This window comes from Luteimonas marina, from assembly GCF_007859325.1.
Lineage (GTDB): Bacteria > Pseudomonadota > Gammaproteobacteria > Xanthomonadales > Xanthomonadaceae > Luteimonas > Luteimonas marina.
On the sequence record NZ_VOHK01000002.1, the window covers coordinates 216,909 to 231,417 of the forward strand.

The window sequence follows — 14,509 nt, forward strand, 5'->3', positions numbered from 1 at the left end:
TTGCGTAACGAAGCGGCGTCGGCTTGAACGAATTGTTAGGTGTCATCGTCAAGAGCCTGACCGTTATGATCTTCTTTGAGCGCATCTAGTTGGGGGGATGCCCAAGCCACCGGGGCGGCGTAGTAAAGCTGAAAAGAAGAGTCTGCCACTGAACGCAAAATTTGGGGCTGGTGATCACGAACTACGTTCCAGCCTGAGCAGGGATCGCTTGTGCTAATCCAGCTGGTGGTTGCAAATGTTTCGCCAATCGTGAAATTCCCCTTCCACACCTTAATGACCTGCCAAGTCACGGTTTGTTGATATGAGTAGTTTTCTTTAGGCCGTTCGATTTCTTCTGCCCCAGGTGATATTTCCAATGGCTCAGCCAGAACAACTGAATCGCTATCTTTAAAGATACGGGCTGGATCTTCTGGAAAGATTGAACATGCCAACGCAGGCTTTGATACCGCAAGAAGTAGCGCTGTGACGAGAGGAGCGATGAGGTTTGGCATGACACCCAACTACATTTGGTCCCCAAAGCGGGCATAGCACGGACTTTGCGCTTGCCAGGAAATATCGTCAATCGGGCTTTACCTTATTGAATCGAAGGCTTGCGTGCCTTATGCAGAGAGTCGCTGCCTGTATTCGTCTGTGTTATCCGGCACGCGCGCCGATCTATCGGAACAGGTCGGCATGCGTGCCGGACAACCCCGGAAGAAGATGGCCAGGAAGGTTGCTGGCAAGCGCCTGGAACTTCCGGACGTTTTCCTCTCCGGGCAGGCGTTCCGCCGTTTACTCCGCCAGCAGGTGCTGCTGCCAGAACAGGATCGACGCTGCGCCGAAGTAGTCGCTGTTGGCCTTCTTGCGGAAGCCGTGGCCTTCGTCGTCGAACATCAGGAACCACACCGGTTCGCCGTTGCCGCGCACGGCCTGCACGATCTGCTCGGCCTCGGTGTAGGGCACGCGCGGGTCGTTCTTGCCCTGGGCGACGAACAGCGGGGTGCGGATCTTCGCGGCGTTCTTCAGCGGCGAGATGCGGTCGAACACGGCTTTCATTGCCGGGTCGCGTTCGTCGCCGTATTCGGCGCGGCGCAGGTCGCGGCGGTAGCTTTCGGTGTTGGTGAGGAAGGTGGTGAAGTCGGAGATGCCGACGATCTCGACGCCGGCCTTGATCCGGTCGCCGTAGTGCATCAGCGAGGCCAGGGTCATGTAGCCGCCGTAGCTGCCGCCAGTGACGCCGATGCGCGTGGCGTCGAGTTCGGGCTGCTGCGCGATCCAGTCGAGCAGGGCGCCGATGTCCTTGACCGAGTCCTCGCGCTTCTCGGCGTTGTCGAGGGTGAGGTAGGTCTTGCCGTAGCCCGACGAGCCGCGCACGTTCGGCACCAGCACCGCGACACCGAGTTCGTTGAGCAGGAACTGGGTGGTGGCGTTGAAGCCGGGCAGCGCCTGCGATTCGGGGCCGCCGTGGATGCTGATGATGACCGGGTGCTTGCCGCCGGCCGCGGGTTTGGCCGGCCTGTAGTAGAACGCGGGGATGGTGCGCGGCTGGCCGTCGACGCTGTCGAAGGTCGGGTAGCGCACCAGGGTCGGCGAGGCGAAGGTCGAGGTGTCGAGGCCGCCGACTTCGCTGCGCGTCCAGCGTTCGAGCGAGGCCTTGCCGAGGTCGATCACGTAGGCGTCGCTGGGCGAGGTGGCGGTGTTGAGGGTGATCGCGAGGCGCTTGCCGTCGGGCGAGAATTCAAGTCCGCCGACCAGGCCCACCGGCAGTTCCGGCAGCCGGATCGGGCGGTGCGAGGGCAGGGCCAGCACGGTGAGCCGGTAGATGCCGTCCTCGTTGGTGACGTAGGCGAGGTGGCGGCCGTCGTCGGAGACCTCGAATCCCTCGACGTCCCAGGGCACGGTGCTCAGCTGTACCGGCCGGCCCTTGCGCGGGTCGTGGTGGCGCAGGGTCTGGAACTCGCTGGGCCGGCCGTCGATCGGTTCGTCGGAGACGTAGTACACGCCCTGGCCTTCGGGTGCGTAGCGGAAGCCGCCGAACGCGGCCTTGCCGCCGTCGACCGGGAACCGCTTCAGCGCGCCGCTGGCGACGTCGACCTCGCCCGGATACGACTCGTTGACCGACACGTACTTCGACACCAGCAGGCGCTTGCCGTCCGGCGAGAAGTCGAGCGGCGTCCAGTTGCCGCCCTCCTGCAGCAGCACGCGCGCTTCGCCCGTCTTCGTGTCGCGCACCCAGATGTCGCGGTCGGTGCCGTTGCGCGAGGTGCTGCTCCAGGCCATCAGGCTGCCGTCGTGGTTGAGCACGGTGCCGCCGTTCTGGCTGCGCTTGCCGTCGGTGAGCAGGGTGGTGGAGCGGGTCTGCGCGTCGAACCAGTAGAGCTGCGAGAACTCGTCGCCGCCCTTGTCCTTGCCGAACACGAAGCCTTCCCGCCATGCGTTCGGCGGCGAGGCGGTCACGCCAGCGACGGGTTCGGGATAGAAGGTCAGCTGTTCGCGCATGCCCAGCGGCTGGCAGACGCGGTGGGCCTGGCTGGTCTCGGCGAAGCGCGTGGAGATCAGCAGGCAGCCGTCCTTCGTCCAGCCGCTGACGCCGGCGCCGCGCGTGTTCTGGTAGCGGTTGAGGCGTTCGATCAGTTCGGCCGGGATTTCCGGCACCTGCTCGGTGACGCGGTTGCCGGCCTGGATGCGTTCGACCGGGCTGGTCTGCGCGAGGGCGGGGAGGGTGCAGGTCAGCGCGAGGGCGATGGCGGACAGCGGCAGGCGCATGGGTCGATTCCCGGGAGTAGGTCGGGACAGCCTAGCCCAAGGCCGGGGCGGGGAATCAGGCCGCAAGTCATGTTCCGTGCCCGGGACGCGGGAAAGACGCTGGGCCCCCGCCTGCGCGGGGGTGACGGCGGAGGGGGCCATCGCCCCGTCGATCCGCACCTGCAGACAATTGCGATGTGCTCCGTCCGGGTCAGTGGCGGCGCGAGACCATGCCCTGCAGTTCCCGGAGTTCGGCATGTTCTTCCGCGGTCAGGGCGGAGGGGCTGCCGCCCTGTTTCCACTTCTGCTGCAGTTCGTCGATCCGCTGCTGCAGCGTCTGCCGGTCGAGCTGGGCGATGGCGTCGATGAATTCCTCGCGCCATGCGGGCTCGTCGCCGGGTAGGGACTGGCTGGCGAGCTTCTGCAGCGCGGCGCCCTCCTCGCGGCCCTCGAAGTGTTCGAGCAGGGCGCCGGTGGTGATGTCCGGGCGCACGCTGACCAGGGCGATCAGTTCGGTCAGCAGTTCGATGCCGGGCTGGCGCAGGGCGACGAAGCGGTAGGGCGGCGCCAGGTCCAGGGCCAGCGACGGCTGCTGCAGCAGCAGCGAGATCGCGCTGCGCACGAGGCTGCGTTTGGGTGGCGCCAGCGGCCGGCTGCCGCTGCGGCGGATCGGCGCGGAGGCATCGGGCGCGGACTGGCGCGCGCCGACGCCGGTGAGTTCGGTCAGCCGCTGCTGCATCAGGTCGCCGAAGGCGCCGTCGGGAATCTGCGCCAGCAGCGGCCGCGCGCGTTCGGCCAGCCGCGCCTTGCCGTCGAGCGTCGACAGCGAGATCCCGTCCGACAGCGTGTCGAAGAAGAACTGCGACAGCGGCACCGCGTGCTGCAGCCGCGTGTCGAAGCCCGGCGCGCCCTCGTGGCGGACGATGCTGTCCGGATCCTCGCCCTCGGGCAGGAACAGGAAGAACGCCTGGCGTCCGTCGCGCATGCGCGGTAGCACCGATTCCACCGCCTTCCATGCCGCGCTGCGCCCGGCGCGGTCGCCGTCGAAGCAGAAGTACACGTCCGGCGCGTTGCGGAACAGCAGTTCGGCGTGGTCGGGCGTGGTCGCGGTGCCGAGCGTGGCCACGGCCTGGGTCACGCCGTGGTCGAACAGCGCGATCACGTCCATGTAGCCCTCGACCACGATCAGCCGCTCGATCTTCGAGTTCGCCTGCCGCACCTGCCACAGGCCGTAGAGTTCGCGGCCCTTGTGGAACAGTTCGGTCTCGGGCGAGTTGAGGTATTTCGGGCTGGCGTCCTTGTCGAGCACGCGCCCGCCGAAGGCGATCACGCGGCCGCGGCGGTCGTGGATCGGGAACATCGCGCGGTCGCGGAACTTGTCGTAGACGTGGCCGCGGTCGTTCTTCGAGAACAGGCCGGCGCGGTCGAGCAGCTTCATCCGGCGCTCGTCGGTGCCGAGCGCGTCCTTCAGCGCGGAGTAGCCGTCGGGCGCGTAGCCGAGCGCGAACTGCGCGCGCACCGCCTCGCCGACGCCGCGCCCGTCGAGGTAGGCGCGCGCCTTGTCGCTCGCCGCGAGCTGGCGCTGGAAGAAGCGCGCCGCCGCCTCCAGCGCGTTGAACAGGTCCTGCACGTCCGGGTTGGCGTTGCGCTGCTGCGTGTCGCGCGGCACTTCCATGCCGGCGCGCTTGGCCAGTTCGTCGACCGCGTCGAGGAATTCGAGCCGGTCGTAGTTCATCAGGAACGAGATCGCGGTGCCGTGCGCGCCGCAGCCGAAGCAGTGGTAGAACTGCTTGGTCGGCGACACCGTGAACGAGGGCGAGCGCTCGTCGTGGAAGGGGCAGCGCGCCGAATACTCCTTGCCCTGCCGCTTGAGCGGCACGCGCGCGTGGATCACCTCGACGATGTCGGTGCGCGCCAGGAGATCGTCAATGAATGCGTCGGGGATGCGGGCCACGGGGCAATGATCGCATCCGGCACGCGGCGGCGGGGTGCTTGCCCCCACCCCAACCCTCCCCCGCACGCGGGGGAGGGAGCTAAAAGCAGTTGCTTCTGGCCCCCTCCCCCGCGTGCGGGGGAGGGTTGGGGTGGGGGGCCACGCCCCACGCGAACTCAGCCCGAAACGCCAGGATCCCCGTCCAGCGGCTTCGATCCCGCCGCCCGCGCCCGCTCGTCGATCACCGCCGTGATCAGCGCGCCGACGAAGAACACCATCGCCGCGTAGTACATCCACACCAGCAGGATCACCAGCGTGCCCATCGAGCCGTAGGCGCTGCCCGGCGCCGCGCGCGCGATGTACAGCCCGATCGCCCAGCGCCCGAGCACGAACAGCAGCGCCGTGATCAGCCCGCCCAGCAGCGCCTGCCGCCAGCGCACGCGGCGGTCGGGCAGGTAGTGGTACATCAGCGCGAAGGCGAGCGTGTAGATCCCGAGCGCGGCGAGGTTGCCGAGCACCGGCAGCGTCGGCGAGCCGGCGAAGGCGACTTCCAGCGCGGTGGTCAGTGCCGCCGAGACCACCAGCAGGAAGCCCAGCGCGAACACCACGCCGAACGAGAACACGCGCTTGCGCAGCCACGCCACCGCGCCGCCGAGCCTGTGCGCATCGGTGTGGAAGACGAGGTTGAGCGTGGCCTGCAGCCGCGCGAACACCGCGGTCGCGCCGATGAACAGCAGCAGCGTGCTCCACAGCCCGGCGAGGGTGCCGATGTCCGGCCGGGTCCGGGCGTTGTGCAGCACGGTCTCGGCGACCTCGCGCGCGCCGGCGCCGGCGAGGTCGCCCACCTGCTCGCCCAGCGCCTGCTGCGCGGCCGGGTACAGCGAGGCGGTCAGCCACAGCAGCAGCACCAGCAGCGGCGCCAGCGACAGCAGCGCGAAGAACGACAGCGAGGCGGCGTGGGTGAGCAGGTCGATCTCGACGAAGCGCTTGCCGACCGCGAGCGGCAGGCTGTCCCGGGCGCGCGCGTAGAGCCGCTTCGGTGCGGCGGTGGCGGCGCGGAGGCGGCTGCGCAGGGGCGAGTCGGGGCCGGGGGCTTGCGGGGTCATGGCGGCAGCCTGCCAGACGCGCGTCAGCGCCGGGTCAAGGCGCCGTGGGCGCGCCGCCCGCGGCGAGCCGCCGCAGGGCGTCTCCGGTCACGCGCTGCACGGTCCATTCGTCCATGCCGACCGCGCCGAGGCTGCGGTAGAAGCCGATCGCCGGCGCGTTCCAGTCCAGCACCGACCACTCGAAGCGGCCGCAGCCGCGTTCCACCGCCAGCCGCGCCAGGTGCACCATCAGCCGCCGGCCGATGCCGAGTCCGCGGAAGCGCGGCTGCACGAACAGGTCCTCGAGGTAGAGGCCGGGCCTGGCGAGGAAGGTCGAATAGTTGTGGAAGAACAGCGCGAAGCCGGCGGGCTCGCCGTCGGCTTCGGCGATCACCACCTCGGCACCGGGTCGTTCGCCGAACAGCGTGTCGGCCAGCCGTGCCTCGTCGGCTTCGACCTCGTGCGCGAGCTTCTCGTACTCGGCGAGGCCGCGGATCAGCGCGAGGATTGTCGGCACGTCGTCAGGGCGTGCGGGGCGGAGACGGACATCGGGATCGTTCGGCATGAAGCTCCTTCCTTCAAGGGGCTGGCGGGGTAGCTTGCGTGCCGCCGGCACGTCTCTCCCCGGGGCGCCGAAGCATCCCGCTGCCGTCATCCCGTCGAAAGCCGGGATCCATTTTGCCGTTGATTTTCCCGGGGCTATCGACAATGAAGAAGCAAAATGGATCCCAGCTTTCGCTGGGATGACGGGCGGGCTTCGGACTGGCTTCAGCCCGCGAGCTTCCGCTTCACCAGCGCCGACACCTGCCCCATGTCGGCCTGCCCGGCCAGCTTCGGCTTGAGCACGCCCATCAGCTTGCCCATGTCCGCCGGGCCGCTGGCGCCGGTCGCGGCGATGGCGGCGTCGATCGCCGCGAGGATCTCCGCCTCGCCCAGCTTCGCCGGCAGGTAGGCCTCGATCACCGCGATCTCGGCGCGCTCGATCGCGGCCAGGTCCTCGCGGTTCGCGGCCTCGTACTGGTTCACCGAGTCCTTGCGCTGCTTGACCATCTTCTCCAGCACGGCCAGCACCGCGGCGTCGTCGAGCTCGATGCGCTCGTCGACTTCGCGCTGCTTGATCGCGGCGTTGACCAGGCGGATGACGCCGAGGCGGTCCTTCTCGCCGGCCTTCATCGCGGCCTTCATGTCGTCGGTCAGTCGTTGCTTCAGGGACATGCGGATTCTCCGTCTCTCAAAACACAAAAAGCCGGCGGCGCTTGCGCGCGGCCGGCTTCGGATGCGGCGTCGCCTGCGATCAGTACAGGCGCTGGCGCTTGGTGACGTCGCGCGAGGTGCGGCGCGCCTGGCGCTTCACGGCGGCCGCGGCCTTGCGCTTGCGCTCCTGGGTCGGCTTCTCGTAGAACTCGCGCTTGCGGGTCTCGGCGAGCACGCCGGCCTTCTCGCAGGTGCGCTTGAAGCGGCGCAGGGCAAACTCGAACGGCTCGTTTTCGCGGACTTTGACGCTGGGCATGGGGATCTCGGAATCTCTGGAAAGTCCGGCCACGGAGGGCGCGGGCTCTTGCGAAGGGACTCGCGCGCAGCCTTGGGGACCGGGCGAGCCGCGTATGATAACTGCCCGACTTGCAACGGCGCAACCGGCGCCCATCTGATCCGCATGAAGGTTCTCGGCATCGAATCGAGCTGCGACGAGACCGGCGTGGCCGTCTACGACACGGCCACGCCCGGCGCCGGGGGCCTGCGCGCCCACGCCGTCTACAGCCAGATCGCCCTGCACGCCGAGTACGGCGGGGTGGTGCCGGAGCTGGCCAGCCGCGACCACGTGCGCAAACTGCTGCCGCTGGTCCGGCAGACCCTGGCGGAGGCTGGTCTCAGGATTGATGAGATTGACGGCGTGGCCTATACCGCCGGCCCCGGGCTGGTCGGCGCCCTGCTGGTCGGGGCCGGGGTGGCACGGGCGCTGGCCTGGGCGCTGGACCTGCCGGCCGTGGGCGTGCACCACATGGAGGGCCACCTGCTGGCGCCGCTGATGGAGGACGACGCGCCCGAGCCGCCGTTCGTGGCCCTGCTGGTGTCCGGCGGCCATACCCAGCTGGTTGCCGTGGACGGCATCGGCCGTTACCGGCTGCTGGGCGAGACCCTGGACGACGCCGCCGGCGAGGCCTTCGACAAGACCGCCAAGCTGATGGGCCTGCCTTATCCGGGCGGGCCGCAGCTGGCGGCAATGGCCGGGCAGGGCGTGCCGGGGCGGTTCAAGTTCGCGCGGCCGATGACCGACCGCCCGGGGCTGGACTTCAGCTTCAGCGGGCTCAAGACCCAGGTACTGCTGGCCTGGCGGGGCAGCGACCAGTCCGAACAGACCCGCGCCGACATCGCCCGCGGCTTCGAGGACGCGGTGGTCGACACCCTGGCGATCAAGTGCGAACGCGCGCTGGAGGCGGCCGGCAGCGATGTGATCGTGGTCTCCGGCGGCGTCGGCGCGAACAAGCGCCTGCGCGCGAAGCTGCAGGACATGGCCGCCCGCCGCGGCGGGCGCGCCTGCTTCCCGCGCCCGTCCCTGTGCACCGACAACGGCGCGATGATCGCCTTCGCCGGCGCCCTGCGCCTGCAGGCCGGCCAGCATGACGATGCCGCCGTGCATGTCGTGCCGCGCTGGGACATGGCGAGCCTGCCGCCGGTGGCGGTGGGGCGGTAGGGCGGTGATTGGTGATTCGTGATTGGTGATTCGGAAAAGCCGCTTCGCGAACAGACCTTGTCATCCCGAGCGCAGCGAGGGATCTTGCATCCGAAGCAACGGCAAGGCAGATCCCTCGCTGCGCTCGGGATGACAGCGTTTTTCCGAATCACCAATCACGAATCACCAATCACGGCCCCATGGACAAAGTCTTCATAGAAGCCCTCGAAATCGACGCCCTGATCGGCATCTACGACTGGGAGCGCCGCATCCGCCAGACGCTGGTGTTCGACCTGGAGATGGGCTTCGACAACCGCGTGCCCGCCGCCAGCGACGACATCGCGCACACGCTCAACTACAAGGCGGTCAGCAAGCGCCTGGTCGAGTACGTGTCGCAGTCGGATTTCGGCCTGGTCGAGACGCTCGCCGAGCGCTGTGCACAGATCGTGATGAACGAATTCAACGTCGATTGGTTACGATTGAAGCTGAGCAAGCCGGGTGCGGTGCGTGGTGCACGTGCGGTCGGCGTGATCATCGAACGTGCTCGCACGCCACAAGGGAACGGATAGTTGCAGGAACAGCTGGAGACTTTGCGCACGGCGCTCGCGCCGTATCCATGGGCCTGGACACTGCTGGTGATCGCCGCACTGCTGCTGGCGGCGTGGCTGGCGAACCTGCTGACCAAACGGGTCCTGCTGCGCGGCCTCAGGCGCGCGCTGCGCGCGACGCCGCTGGGCGGCGAGGCGCACGACCAGGACGTGCAACTGAGGGTCATCCCGCGGCTGGCCAACGTGGTGCCGGCGCTGGTGCTGGCCGCGGGCGTGTCGGTGGTGCCGGGCCTGCCGGAGCAGGTGGTGACGGTGGTGCACGCGCTGTGCCAGGCCTTCATCGTGCTGACCGTGGCGCTGTCGGTGTCGCGCGCGCTGGACCTGGTCAACGTCGTTTACGAACGCCGCCCCAACGCCGCCGACAAGCCGATCAAGGGCTTCCTGCAGGTCGCCAAGATCGTGATGTACGTGCTGGTCGCGATCTCGATCGTCGCCACCCTGATCGGCGCCAAGTTCCTGCACATCCTCACCGGCCTGGGCGCGATGACCGCGGTGACGATGCTGATCTTCCAGGACACCATCCTGTCGCTGGTGGCCAGCGTGCAGATCAGCAGCGACGGCCGCGTGCGCATGGGCGACTGGATCGAGATGCCGGCGCAGAACGCCGATGGCGACGTCATCGACATCTCGCTGCACACCATCACCGTCAAGAACTGGGACAAGACCGTCACCCGGGTGCCGACCAAGTACCTGATCAGCGAGTCGTTCAAGAACTGGCGCGGCATGACCGAGACCGGCGCGCGCCGGATCAAGCGCTCGCTGTACATCGACCAGGGCAGCGTGCGCTTCCTCGAACCCGGGGAAGTGGCGCGCTTCAAGCGCTTCGCCCTGCTCGACGACTACCTCGACGGCAAGGAGAACGAGCTGCGCGAGTGGAACGCGAAGCTGGCCGAGCGCGGCGCCGAACCGGTCAACCAGCGCCGCGTCACCAACCTCGGCACCTTCCGCGCCTACGTCAACCAGTACTTGGCCAACCATCCCGGCATCCACCACGGCATGACCACCCTGGTGCGGCAGATGGACCCGACCGACCACGGCCTGCCGCTGCAGCTGTGGTGCTTCACCCACGACGTGCGCTGGAAGCCCTACGAGGACGTGCAGTCGGACATCTTCGACCACCTGCTGGCGATCTTGCCCGAGTTCGGGCTGCGGGTGTTCCAGAACAACAGCGACGCGCCGCTGGACGTGAACCTGCGCCGCGTCGCGGCGACGGCCGGCGCGGACGACTGAGCGCCGGGGCCGCGCGGACGCTCGCGCGGCCCATCGCGATGCGCGATCATGGCGCCCCCACCGGAGGGCGCCATGCACACCGCCTGCCTCAGCCTCGGCAGCAACCTCGATCCCGAGCGCCACCTGCGCGCGGCGATCGACGCGCTGCATGCGCGCTTCGACGATCTGGTGGTCTCGGCGATCTACCGCTTTCCCGCCGTGGGCTACGACGGGCCGGACTTCCTCAACGCCGCCGCGGTGCTGCGCACGGCGCTGTCGCCCGAGGCGCTCAACGCCTGGCTGCATGCGCTCGAGGACGCGCACGGGCGCGACCGCAGCGGCCCGCGCTACAGCGACCGCACGCTCGACATCGATGTCGTGCTCTACGACGACCTGGTCGCGGAAGGCGCGGGAAATTTGCGCATTCCCCGCGACGAACTGCGCCACGCCTTCGTGCTCAAGCCGCTGGCGGAGATCGCGCCGGAGGCGGTGCACCCGGTCGAGCGGCGCACGATTGCCGAACTGTGGCGCGCGCACCCCGACCATGACACGCATTTCGACATGACGGCCCCGCTTGGCGGGAGCGGGCTTGCCGGCGATGGTATCGGCTAGGGTATTTTCGATTCACTTCACTTTCGTCATCCCCGCGAAGGCGGGGATCCAGCGTCTTTGCCTTGGAAAATCCTTGTCATTTCGACCGCAGGGAGAAATCTCCCGTCCGGCGCGAGGAAGCAGATTTCTCCCTGCGGTCGAAATGACAGGGGTTCGCGAAGCGTCGACCGAAGACCCACGAGGAGGACCCGCATGCAACGTCGCAATTTCCTGAAAGCCTCCGCCGCGCTCGGCGCCGCCGCGGCGGCGCCGTGGGTGTCCGCGCTCGGGCGCCCGCGCGAGCGCCTGCGCGTGGGCGTGATCGGCACCGGCATGCGCGGCCAGGTGCTGCTGTCGGAGCTGCTCAAGCAAGATGGCGTGGACGTGGCCGCGGTCTGCGACATCGAGCGCTTCATGCTCGACCGCGCGCTGCAGGCATTGGCCGAGGCCGGTCGTCCTGCGCCGCGCGTGTTCACCGGCAGCGGCGAGGCCTGGCGCGACATGCTGGCCGACGCGCGCCTGGACGCGGTGCTGATCGCCACGCCCTGGGAGCTGCACGCGCCGCAGGCGATCGCGGCGATGGAGGCGAAGGTCGCGGTCGGCTGCGAGGTGGTCGCCGGCATCAGCCTGCAGGACCACTGGAACGTGCTGCGCGCGCAGCAGCGCACCGGCACGCCCTACATGCTGCTGGAGAACGTCTGCTACCGGCGCGACGTGCTGGCGGTGCTGAACATGGTGCGGCAGGGCCTGTTCGGCGAGCTGGTGCACGTGCAGGGCGGCTACGAGCACGACCTGCGCGCGGTGAAGTTCAACTCCGGCGAACCGGGCAAGCCGTATGGCGGCGGCGTCGAGTTCGGCGACAGGGGCTGGTCGGAGGCGAAGTGGCGCACGCCGCATTCGGTGCGCCGCAACGGCGAGCTGTATCCCAGCCACGGCATCGGTCCCTGCGCGCAGTGGCTGGACATCCATCGCGGCAACCGCTTCACGCGCCTGACCAGCCATGCGAGCAAGGCGCGCGGATTGCACGACTACGTCGTGAAGCAGGGTGGTGCAGGGCATCCGAACGCGAAGGTCGGCTTCGCGCTCGGCGACATCGTCACCACCCAGATCAGTTGCGAGAACGGCGAGACCGTGCTGCTGACCCACGACACCTCGCTGCCGCGGCCGTACTCGCTCGGCTTCCGCGTGCAGGGCACCGGCGGGATCTGGATGGACCTCAACCAGTCGATCTACCTCGAAGGCCGCAGCCCCGAAGCGCACAGGTGGGAGCCGGCTCAGCCCTGGCTCGACCGCCACGACCACCCGCTGTGGAAGACACACGGTGAACGTGCCGCCGGCGGCGGCCATGGCGGGATGGATTTCTTCGTGGTGCATGCCTTCGTCGAGGCGCTGAAGGCGGGCGCGCCGATGCCGATCGACGTGTTCGACGCCGTGGCCTGGAGCGCAATCACGCCGCTGTCGGAGCAGTCGATCGCCGAGGGCAACCGGACGCTGGCGTTTCCGGATTTCACCGAGGGTGGCTGGAAGGGGCGGGAGCGGATCTTCGCGCTGGACGATCGCTACTGAGGCGGGCGGCTCCACAGGCGTTCGGGCCGGCCCCGACCAGCCCTTCCCGTCATTCCCGCGAAAGCGGGAATCCATTGTGACTTTGGACTGACGCCCTGCCGTCTCCGGGAAAGGCGAAAATGGATTCCCGCTTTCGCGGGAATGACGGGAGGAAAGGCGCCGGCTGCTGCGGGGTCGTCACATCCTCCACTCCACTCCCGTCGAGGGGTGACATCCGTCAATTGCCGGCGCCGGGGCGTCCGGGCACGATGGCGGACATCCACGGAGGCGATGCCATGTTCGACAAATTCTCGCGCAGTTGGGACCTGGTCAAGGCCAGCGCTTCGGTGCTGCGCTCGGACAAGGAGCTGATGTTGTTCCCGGTGATCTCCGGCATCGCGACCCTGGTGGTGCTGGCGACCTTCCTGCTGCCGATGTTCGCGCTGCGGATCTTCGCCGACGGCATCGGCATCGGCGGCGCGGTGTTCGGCTTCCTGTTCTACTTCGTGCAGTACAGCGTGATGATCTTCTTCAACTGCGCCCTGGTCGGCGCGGCGATGATCCGCCTCGACGGCGGCGACCCGACCCTGGCCGACGGCTTCAATGCGGCGAAGGCGCGGATCCCGTCGATCCTCGGCTATGCCGCAATCGCCGCGACCGTGGGCGTGCTGCTGCAGGGTATGAAGAGCAAGGACAACTTCCTCGTGCGCCTGCTCGGCAGCGCGCTGGGCGCGGCGTGGACGCTGGCGACCTTCCTGGTGGTGCCGGTGCTGGTGTCGCGCAACATCGGCCCGATCGACGCGCTCAAGGAAAGCGTGTCCCTGCTCAAGCGCACCTGGGGCGAGAACGCGGTCGGGCAGGTCGGCATCGGCGCGGCGTTCGGGCTGCTCACCTTCGGCGTGGTGTTGGTGGGCGCGCTGTTCACGGTGCTGGCGGCACAGGTCTCGTTCGCGCTGGCGATCGTCGTCGGCGCGTTGTTCCTGCTCGTGGTGCTGCTGGTGGGCATCTACCAGGCGGCGCTGAGCGGCATCTACTCGGCGGCGCTGTACCGCTACGCGGTCTCGCACGAGACGCCGGCGGCGTTCCGCGGCGCGGACCTGGAGCATGCGTTCCTGCCGAAGGGCTGATTCCCGAAACCGGGTTCGAAACCGGGGTCGGAGTCGTCTCTGACCCCGGTTTTCTTCCACCTGTCATTTCGACCGAAGGGAGAAATCTCCAGCCTCGGCCGCCCAGACGTCCTTGCGCTCGACGGGACAGCAGATTTCTCCCTTCGGTCGAAATGACAGTACACGGGGGCTGTCGACATGACAGCAGGGGCTACAGCGGCGTCCGCCCGCCGTCGACGGCGACCACCGATCCGGTCGTGTACATCGCGTCCTGCAGCAGCCACAGCGCCGTGGCCGCGATCTCGTCGACGCTGCCGGTGCGCGCCAGCGCCGTGTGCGCGAGGATCTTCTCCTGCAGCGCGGGATCGGCGGCGTCCTCCGGCCACAGGATCGCTCCGGGCGCGATCGCGTTGACCCGCACCTCCGGCGCCAGCACCACCGCGAGCGCGCGCGTCATCGCCTCCAGCGCGCCCTTGCCGGTGGCGTAGGCCGACAGGTCGGCGCGCGGCTGCCGGGCATAGACGTCGCTGATGCCGAGGATCGCGCCGCGCGTGGCCTTCAGGTGCGGCGCGGCGGCCTGCGACAGGAAGAACGGCGCGCGCAGGTTCACCGCGAACAGTTCGTCCCACTGCGCGGGCGTCACCGTGCCGAACGGCGTCGGAAAGAACGCGGCGGCGTTGTTGACCAGGGCGTCGAGCCGCCCGAAGCGGCCGACGGTCTTCGCCACCAGCTCCGGCAGGCGGTCGAATTGCGCCAGGTCGGCCTGCAGTACCAGTGCGCTGCCCGGGCGCGCGGCCTCGAGTTCCGCGGCCAGCGCCTCGGCGTCGCCGCGCGAGTCGCGGCAGTGCACGGCGACCGCGAAACCCGCGCCGTGCAGCCGGCGCGCGATCGCCGCGCCGAGGCGGCGTGCGGCGCCGGTGACCAGGGCGACGCGGTGGGATGGTGTCACGGCAGGCTCCTGCGCCAGATGCAGCCATTATCGTCCCGCGCCGGGCGCGGCCAGGCGCACGCTCGGCCTTGTCGCGGGGACATCCGTC

The 14,509-nt window shown here is 68.7% G+C and carries 14 protein-coding genes; 6 read left to right on the top strand and 8 right to left on the bottom strand.

Annotation, left to right across the window (positions count from 1 at the left end; genetic code table 11):
- Positions 1–35: 35 nt before the first annotated feature.
- The 7 genes from FQY83_RS05090 to rpsU all read right to left on the bottom strand — a co-directional run bounded on the left by FQY83_RS05090 (position 36) and on the right by rpsU (position 7,252).
- Positions 36–491: a hypothetical protein gene (locus tag FQY83_RS05090; protein WP_146385726.1), complete on the bottom strand. Its 456-nt coding sequence runs from the start codon at positions 489–491 to the stop codon at positions 36–38.
- A gap of 280 nt (positions 492–771) precedes the next feature.
- Complete coding sequence (locus FQY83_RS05095; RefSeq protein ID WP_146385728.1) at positions 772–2,745, bottom strand: alpha/beta hydrolase family protein; 1,974 nt, start codon at positions 2,743–2,745, stop codon at positions 772–774.
- 190 nt (positions 2,746–2,935) lie between these two features.
- A complete protein-coding gene (gene dnaG / locus FQY83_RS05100) occupies positions 2,936–4,678 on the bottom strand; it encodes a DNA primase (RefSeq protein ID WP_146385730.1) in 1,743 nt (580 codons plus the stop codon).
- 155 nt (positions 4,679–4,833) lie between these two features.
- The gene (locus tag FQY83_RS05105; protein WP_146385732.1) at positions 4,834–5,763 is read right to left on the bottom strand and encodes a YihY/virulence factor BrkB family protein; all 930 of its coding nucleotides are present in this window, start codon (positions 5,761–5,763) and stop codon (positions 4,834–4,836) included.
- A 34-nt stretch (positions 5,764–5,797) separates the two neighbouring features.
- Positions 5,798–6,307, bottom strand: coding sequence for a GNAT family N-acetyltransferase (locus tag FQY83_RS05110; protein ID WP_146385734.1), 510 nt, complete (start codon positions 6,305–6,307; stop codon positions 5,798–5,800).
- A gap of 203 nt (positions 6,308–6,510) precedes the next feature.
- Positions 6,511–6,957 carry a GatB/YqeY domain-containing protein gene (locus tag FQY83_RS05115; protein ID WP_146385736.1) on the bottom strand — a complete coding sequence of 149 codons (447 nt, stop codon included), beginning with the start codon at positions 6,955–6,957 and terminating at the stop codon, positions 6,511–6,513.
- A 79-nt stretch (positions 6,958–7,036) separates the two neighbouring features.
- On the bottom strand, positions 7,037–7,252 hold the full coding sequence (rpsU, locus tag FQY83_RS05120) for a 30S ribosomal protein S21 (RefSeq protein ID WP_036170822.1): 216 nt from the start codon (positions 7,250–7,252) through the stop codon (positions 7,037–7,039).
- A 144-nt stretch (positions 7,253–7,396) separates the two neighbouring features.
- Here rpsU and tsaD point away from each other — a divergent pair, with 144 nt between their 5' ends.
- From tsaD to FQY83_RS05150, 6 genes are all read left to right on the top strand, one after another.
- Complete coding sequence (tsaD, locus tag FQY83_RS05125) at positions 7,397–8,434, top strand: tRNA (adenosine(37)-N6)-threonylcarbamoyltransferase complex transferase subunit TsaD (RefSeq protein WP_146385738.1); 1,038 nt, start codon at positions 7,397–7,399, stop codon at positions 8,432–8,434.
- A gap of 179 nt (positions 8,435–8,613) precedes the next feature.
- On the top strand, positions 8,614–8,982 hold the full coding sequence (folB, locus tag FQY83_RS05130) for a dihydroneopterin aldolase (protein ID WP_146385740.1): 369 nt from the start codon (positions 8,614–8,616) through the stop codon (positions 8,980–8,982).
- Positions 8,983–10,251 carry a mechanosensitive ion channel family protein gene (locus tag FQY83_RS05135; protein WP_238333411.1) on the top strand — a complete coding sequence of 423 codons (1,269 nt, stop codon included), beginning with the start codon at positions 8,983–8,985 and terminating at the stop codon, positions 10,249–10,251.
- Between the two features lie 72 nt (positions 10,252–10,323).
- Positions 10,324–10,842, top strand: a complete 519-nt coding sequence (folK, locus tag FQY83_RS05140) for a 2-amino-4-hydroxy-6-hydroxymethyldihydropteridine diphosphokinase (RefSeq protein WP_146385742.1) — start codon at positions 10,324–10,326, stop codon at positions 10,840–10,842.
- Positions 10,843–11,034: 192 nt separating this feature from the next.
- Positions 11,035–12,387 carry a Gfo/Idh/MocA family protein gene (locus FQY83_RS05145; protein ID WP_146385744.1) on the top strand — a complete coding sequence of 451 codons (1,353 nt, stop codon included), beginning with the start codon at positions 11,035–11,037 and terminating at the stop codon, positions 12,385–12,387.
- Between the two features lie 275 nt (positions 12,388–12,662).
- The gene (locus FQY83_RS05150; RefSeq protein ID WP_146385746.1) at positions 12,663–13,493 is read left to right on the top strand and encodes a DUF6159 family protein; all 831 of its coding nucleotides are present in this window, start codon (positions 12,663–12,665) and stop codon (positions 13,491–13,493) included.
- 190 nt (positions 13,494–13,683) lie between these two features.
- Here FQY83_RS05150 and FQY83_RS05155 read toward each other — a convergent pair whose 3' ends face one another.
- Entirely contained in the window at positions 13,684–14,421 is a 738-nt protein-coding gene (locus FQY83_RS05155; RefSeq protein WP_146385748.1) for a pteridine reductase, read from the bottom strand.
- Positions 14,422–14,509 lie beyond the last annotated feature (88 nt).

Excerpts from the sequence above, each read along its gene's own strand:
- FQY83_RS05110 (WP_146385734.1), bottom strand. The coding sequence starts at position 6,307 with ATGCCGAACGATCCCGATGTCCGTCTCCGCCCCGCACGCCCTGACGAC.
- folB (WP_146385740.1), top strand. The coding sequence starts at position 8,614 with ATGGACAAAGTCTTCATAGAAGCCCTCGAAATCGACGCCCTGATCGGC.
- FQY83_RS05095 (WP_146385728.1), bottom strand. The coding sequence starts at position 2,745 with ATGCGCCTGCCGCTGTCCGCCATCGCCCTCGCGCTGACCTGCACCCTC.
- FQY83_RS05145 (WP_146385744.1), top strand. The coding sequence starts at position 11,035 with ATGCAACGTCGCAATTTCCTGAAAGCCTCCGCCGCGCTCGGCGCCGCC.
- tsaD (WP_146385738.1), top strand. The coding sequence starts at position 7,397 with ATGAAGGTTCTCGGCATCGAATCGAGCTGCGACGAGACCGGCGTGGCC.
- FQY83_RS05090 (WP_146385726.1), bottom strand. The coding sequence starts at position 491 with ATGCCAAACCTCATCGCTCCTCTCGTCACAGCGCTACTTCTTGCGGTA.
- FQY83_RS05115 (WP_146385736.1), bottom strand. The coding sequence starts at position 6,957 with ATGTCCCTGAAGCAACGACTGACCGACGACATGAAGGCCGCGATGAAG.
- FQY83_RS05105 (WP_146385732.1), bottom strand. The coding sequence starts at position 5,763 with ATGACCCCGCAAGCCCCCGGCCCCGACTCGCCCCTGCGCAGCCGCCTC.
- FQY83_RS05150 (WP_146385746.1), top strand. The coding sequence starts at position 12,663 with ATGTTCGACAAATTCTCGCGCAGTTGGGACCTGGTCAAGGCCAGCGCT.
- rpsU (WP_036170822.1), bottom strand. The coding sequence starts at position 7,252 with ATGCCCAGCGTCAAAGTCCGCGAAAACGAGCCGTTCGAGTTTGCCCTG.
- folK (WP_146385742.1), top strand. The coding sequence starts at position 10,324 with ATGCACACCGCCTGCCTCAGCCTCGGCAGCAACCTCGATCCCGAGCGC.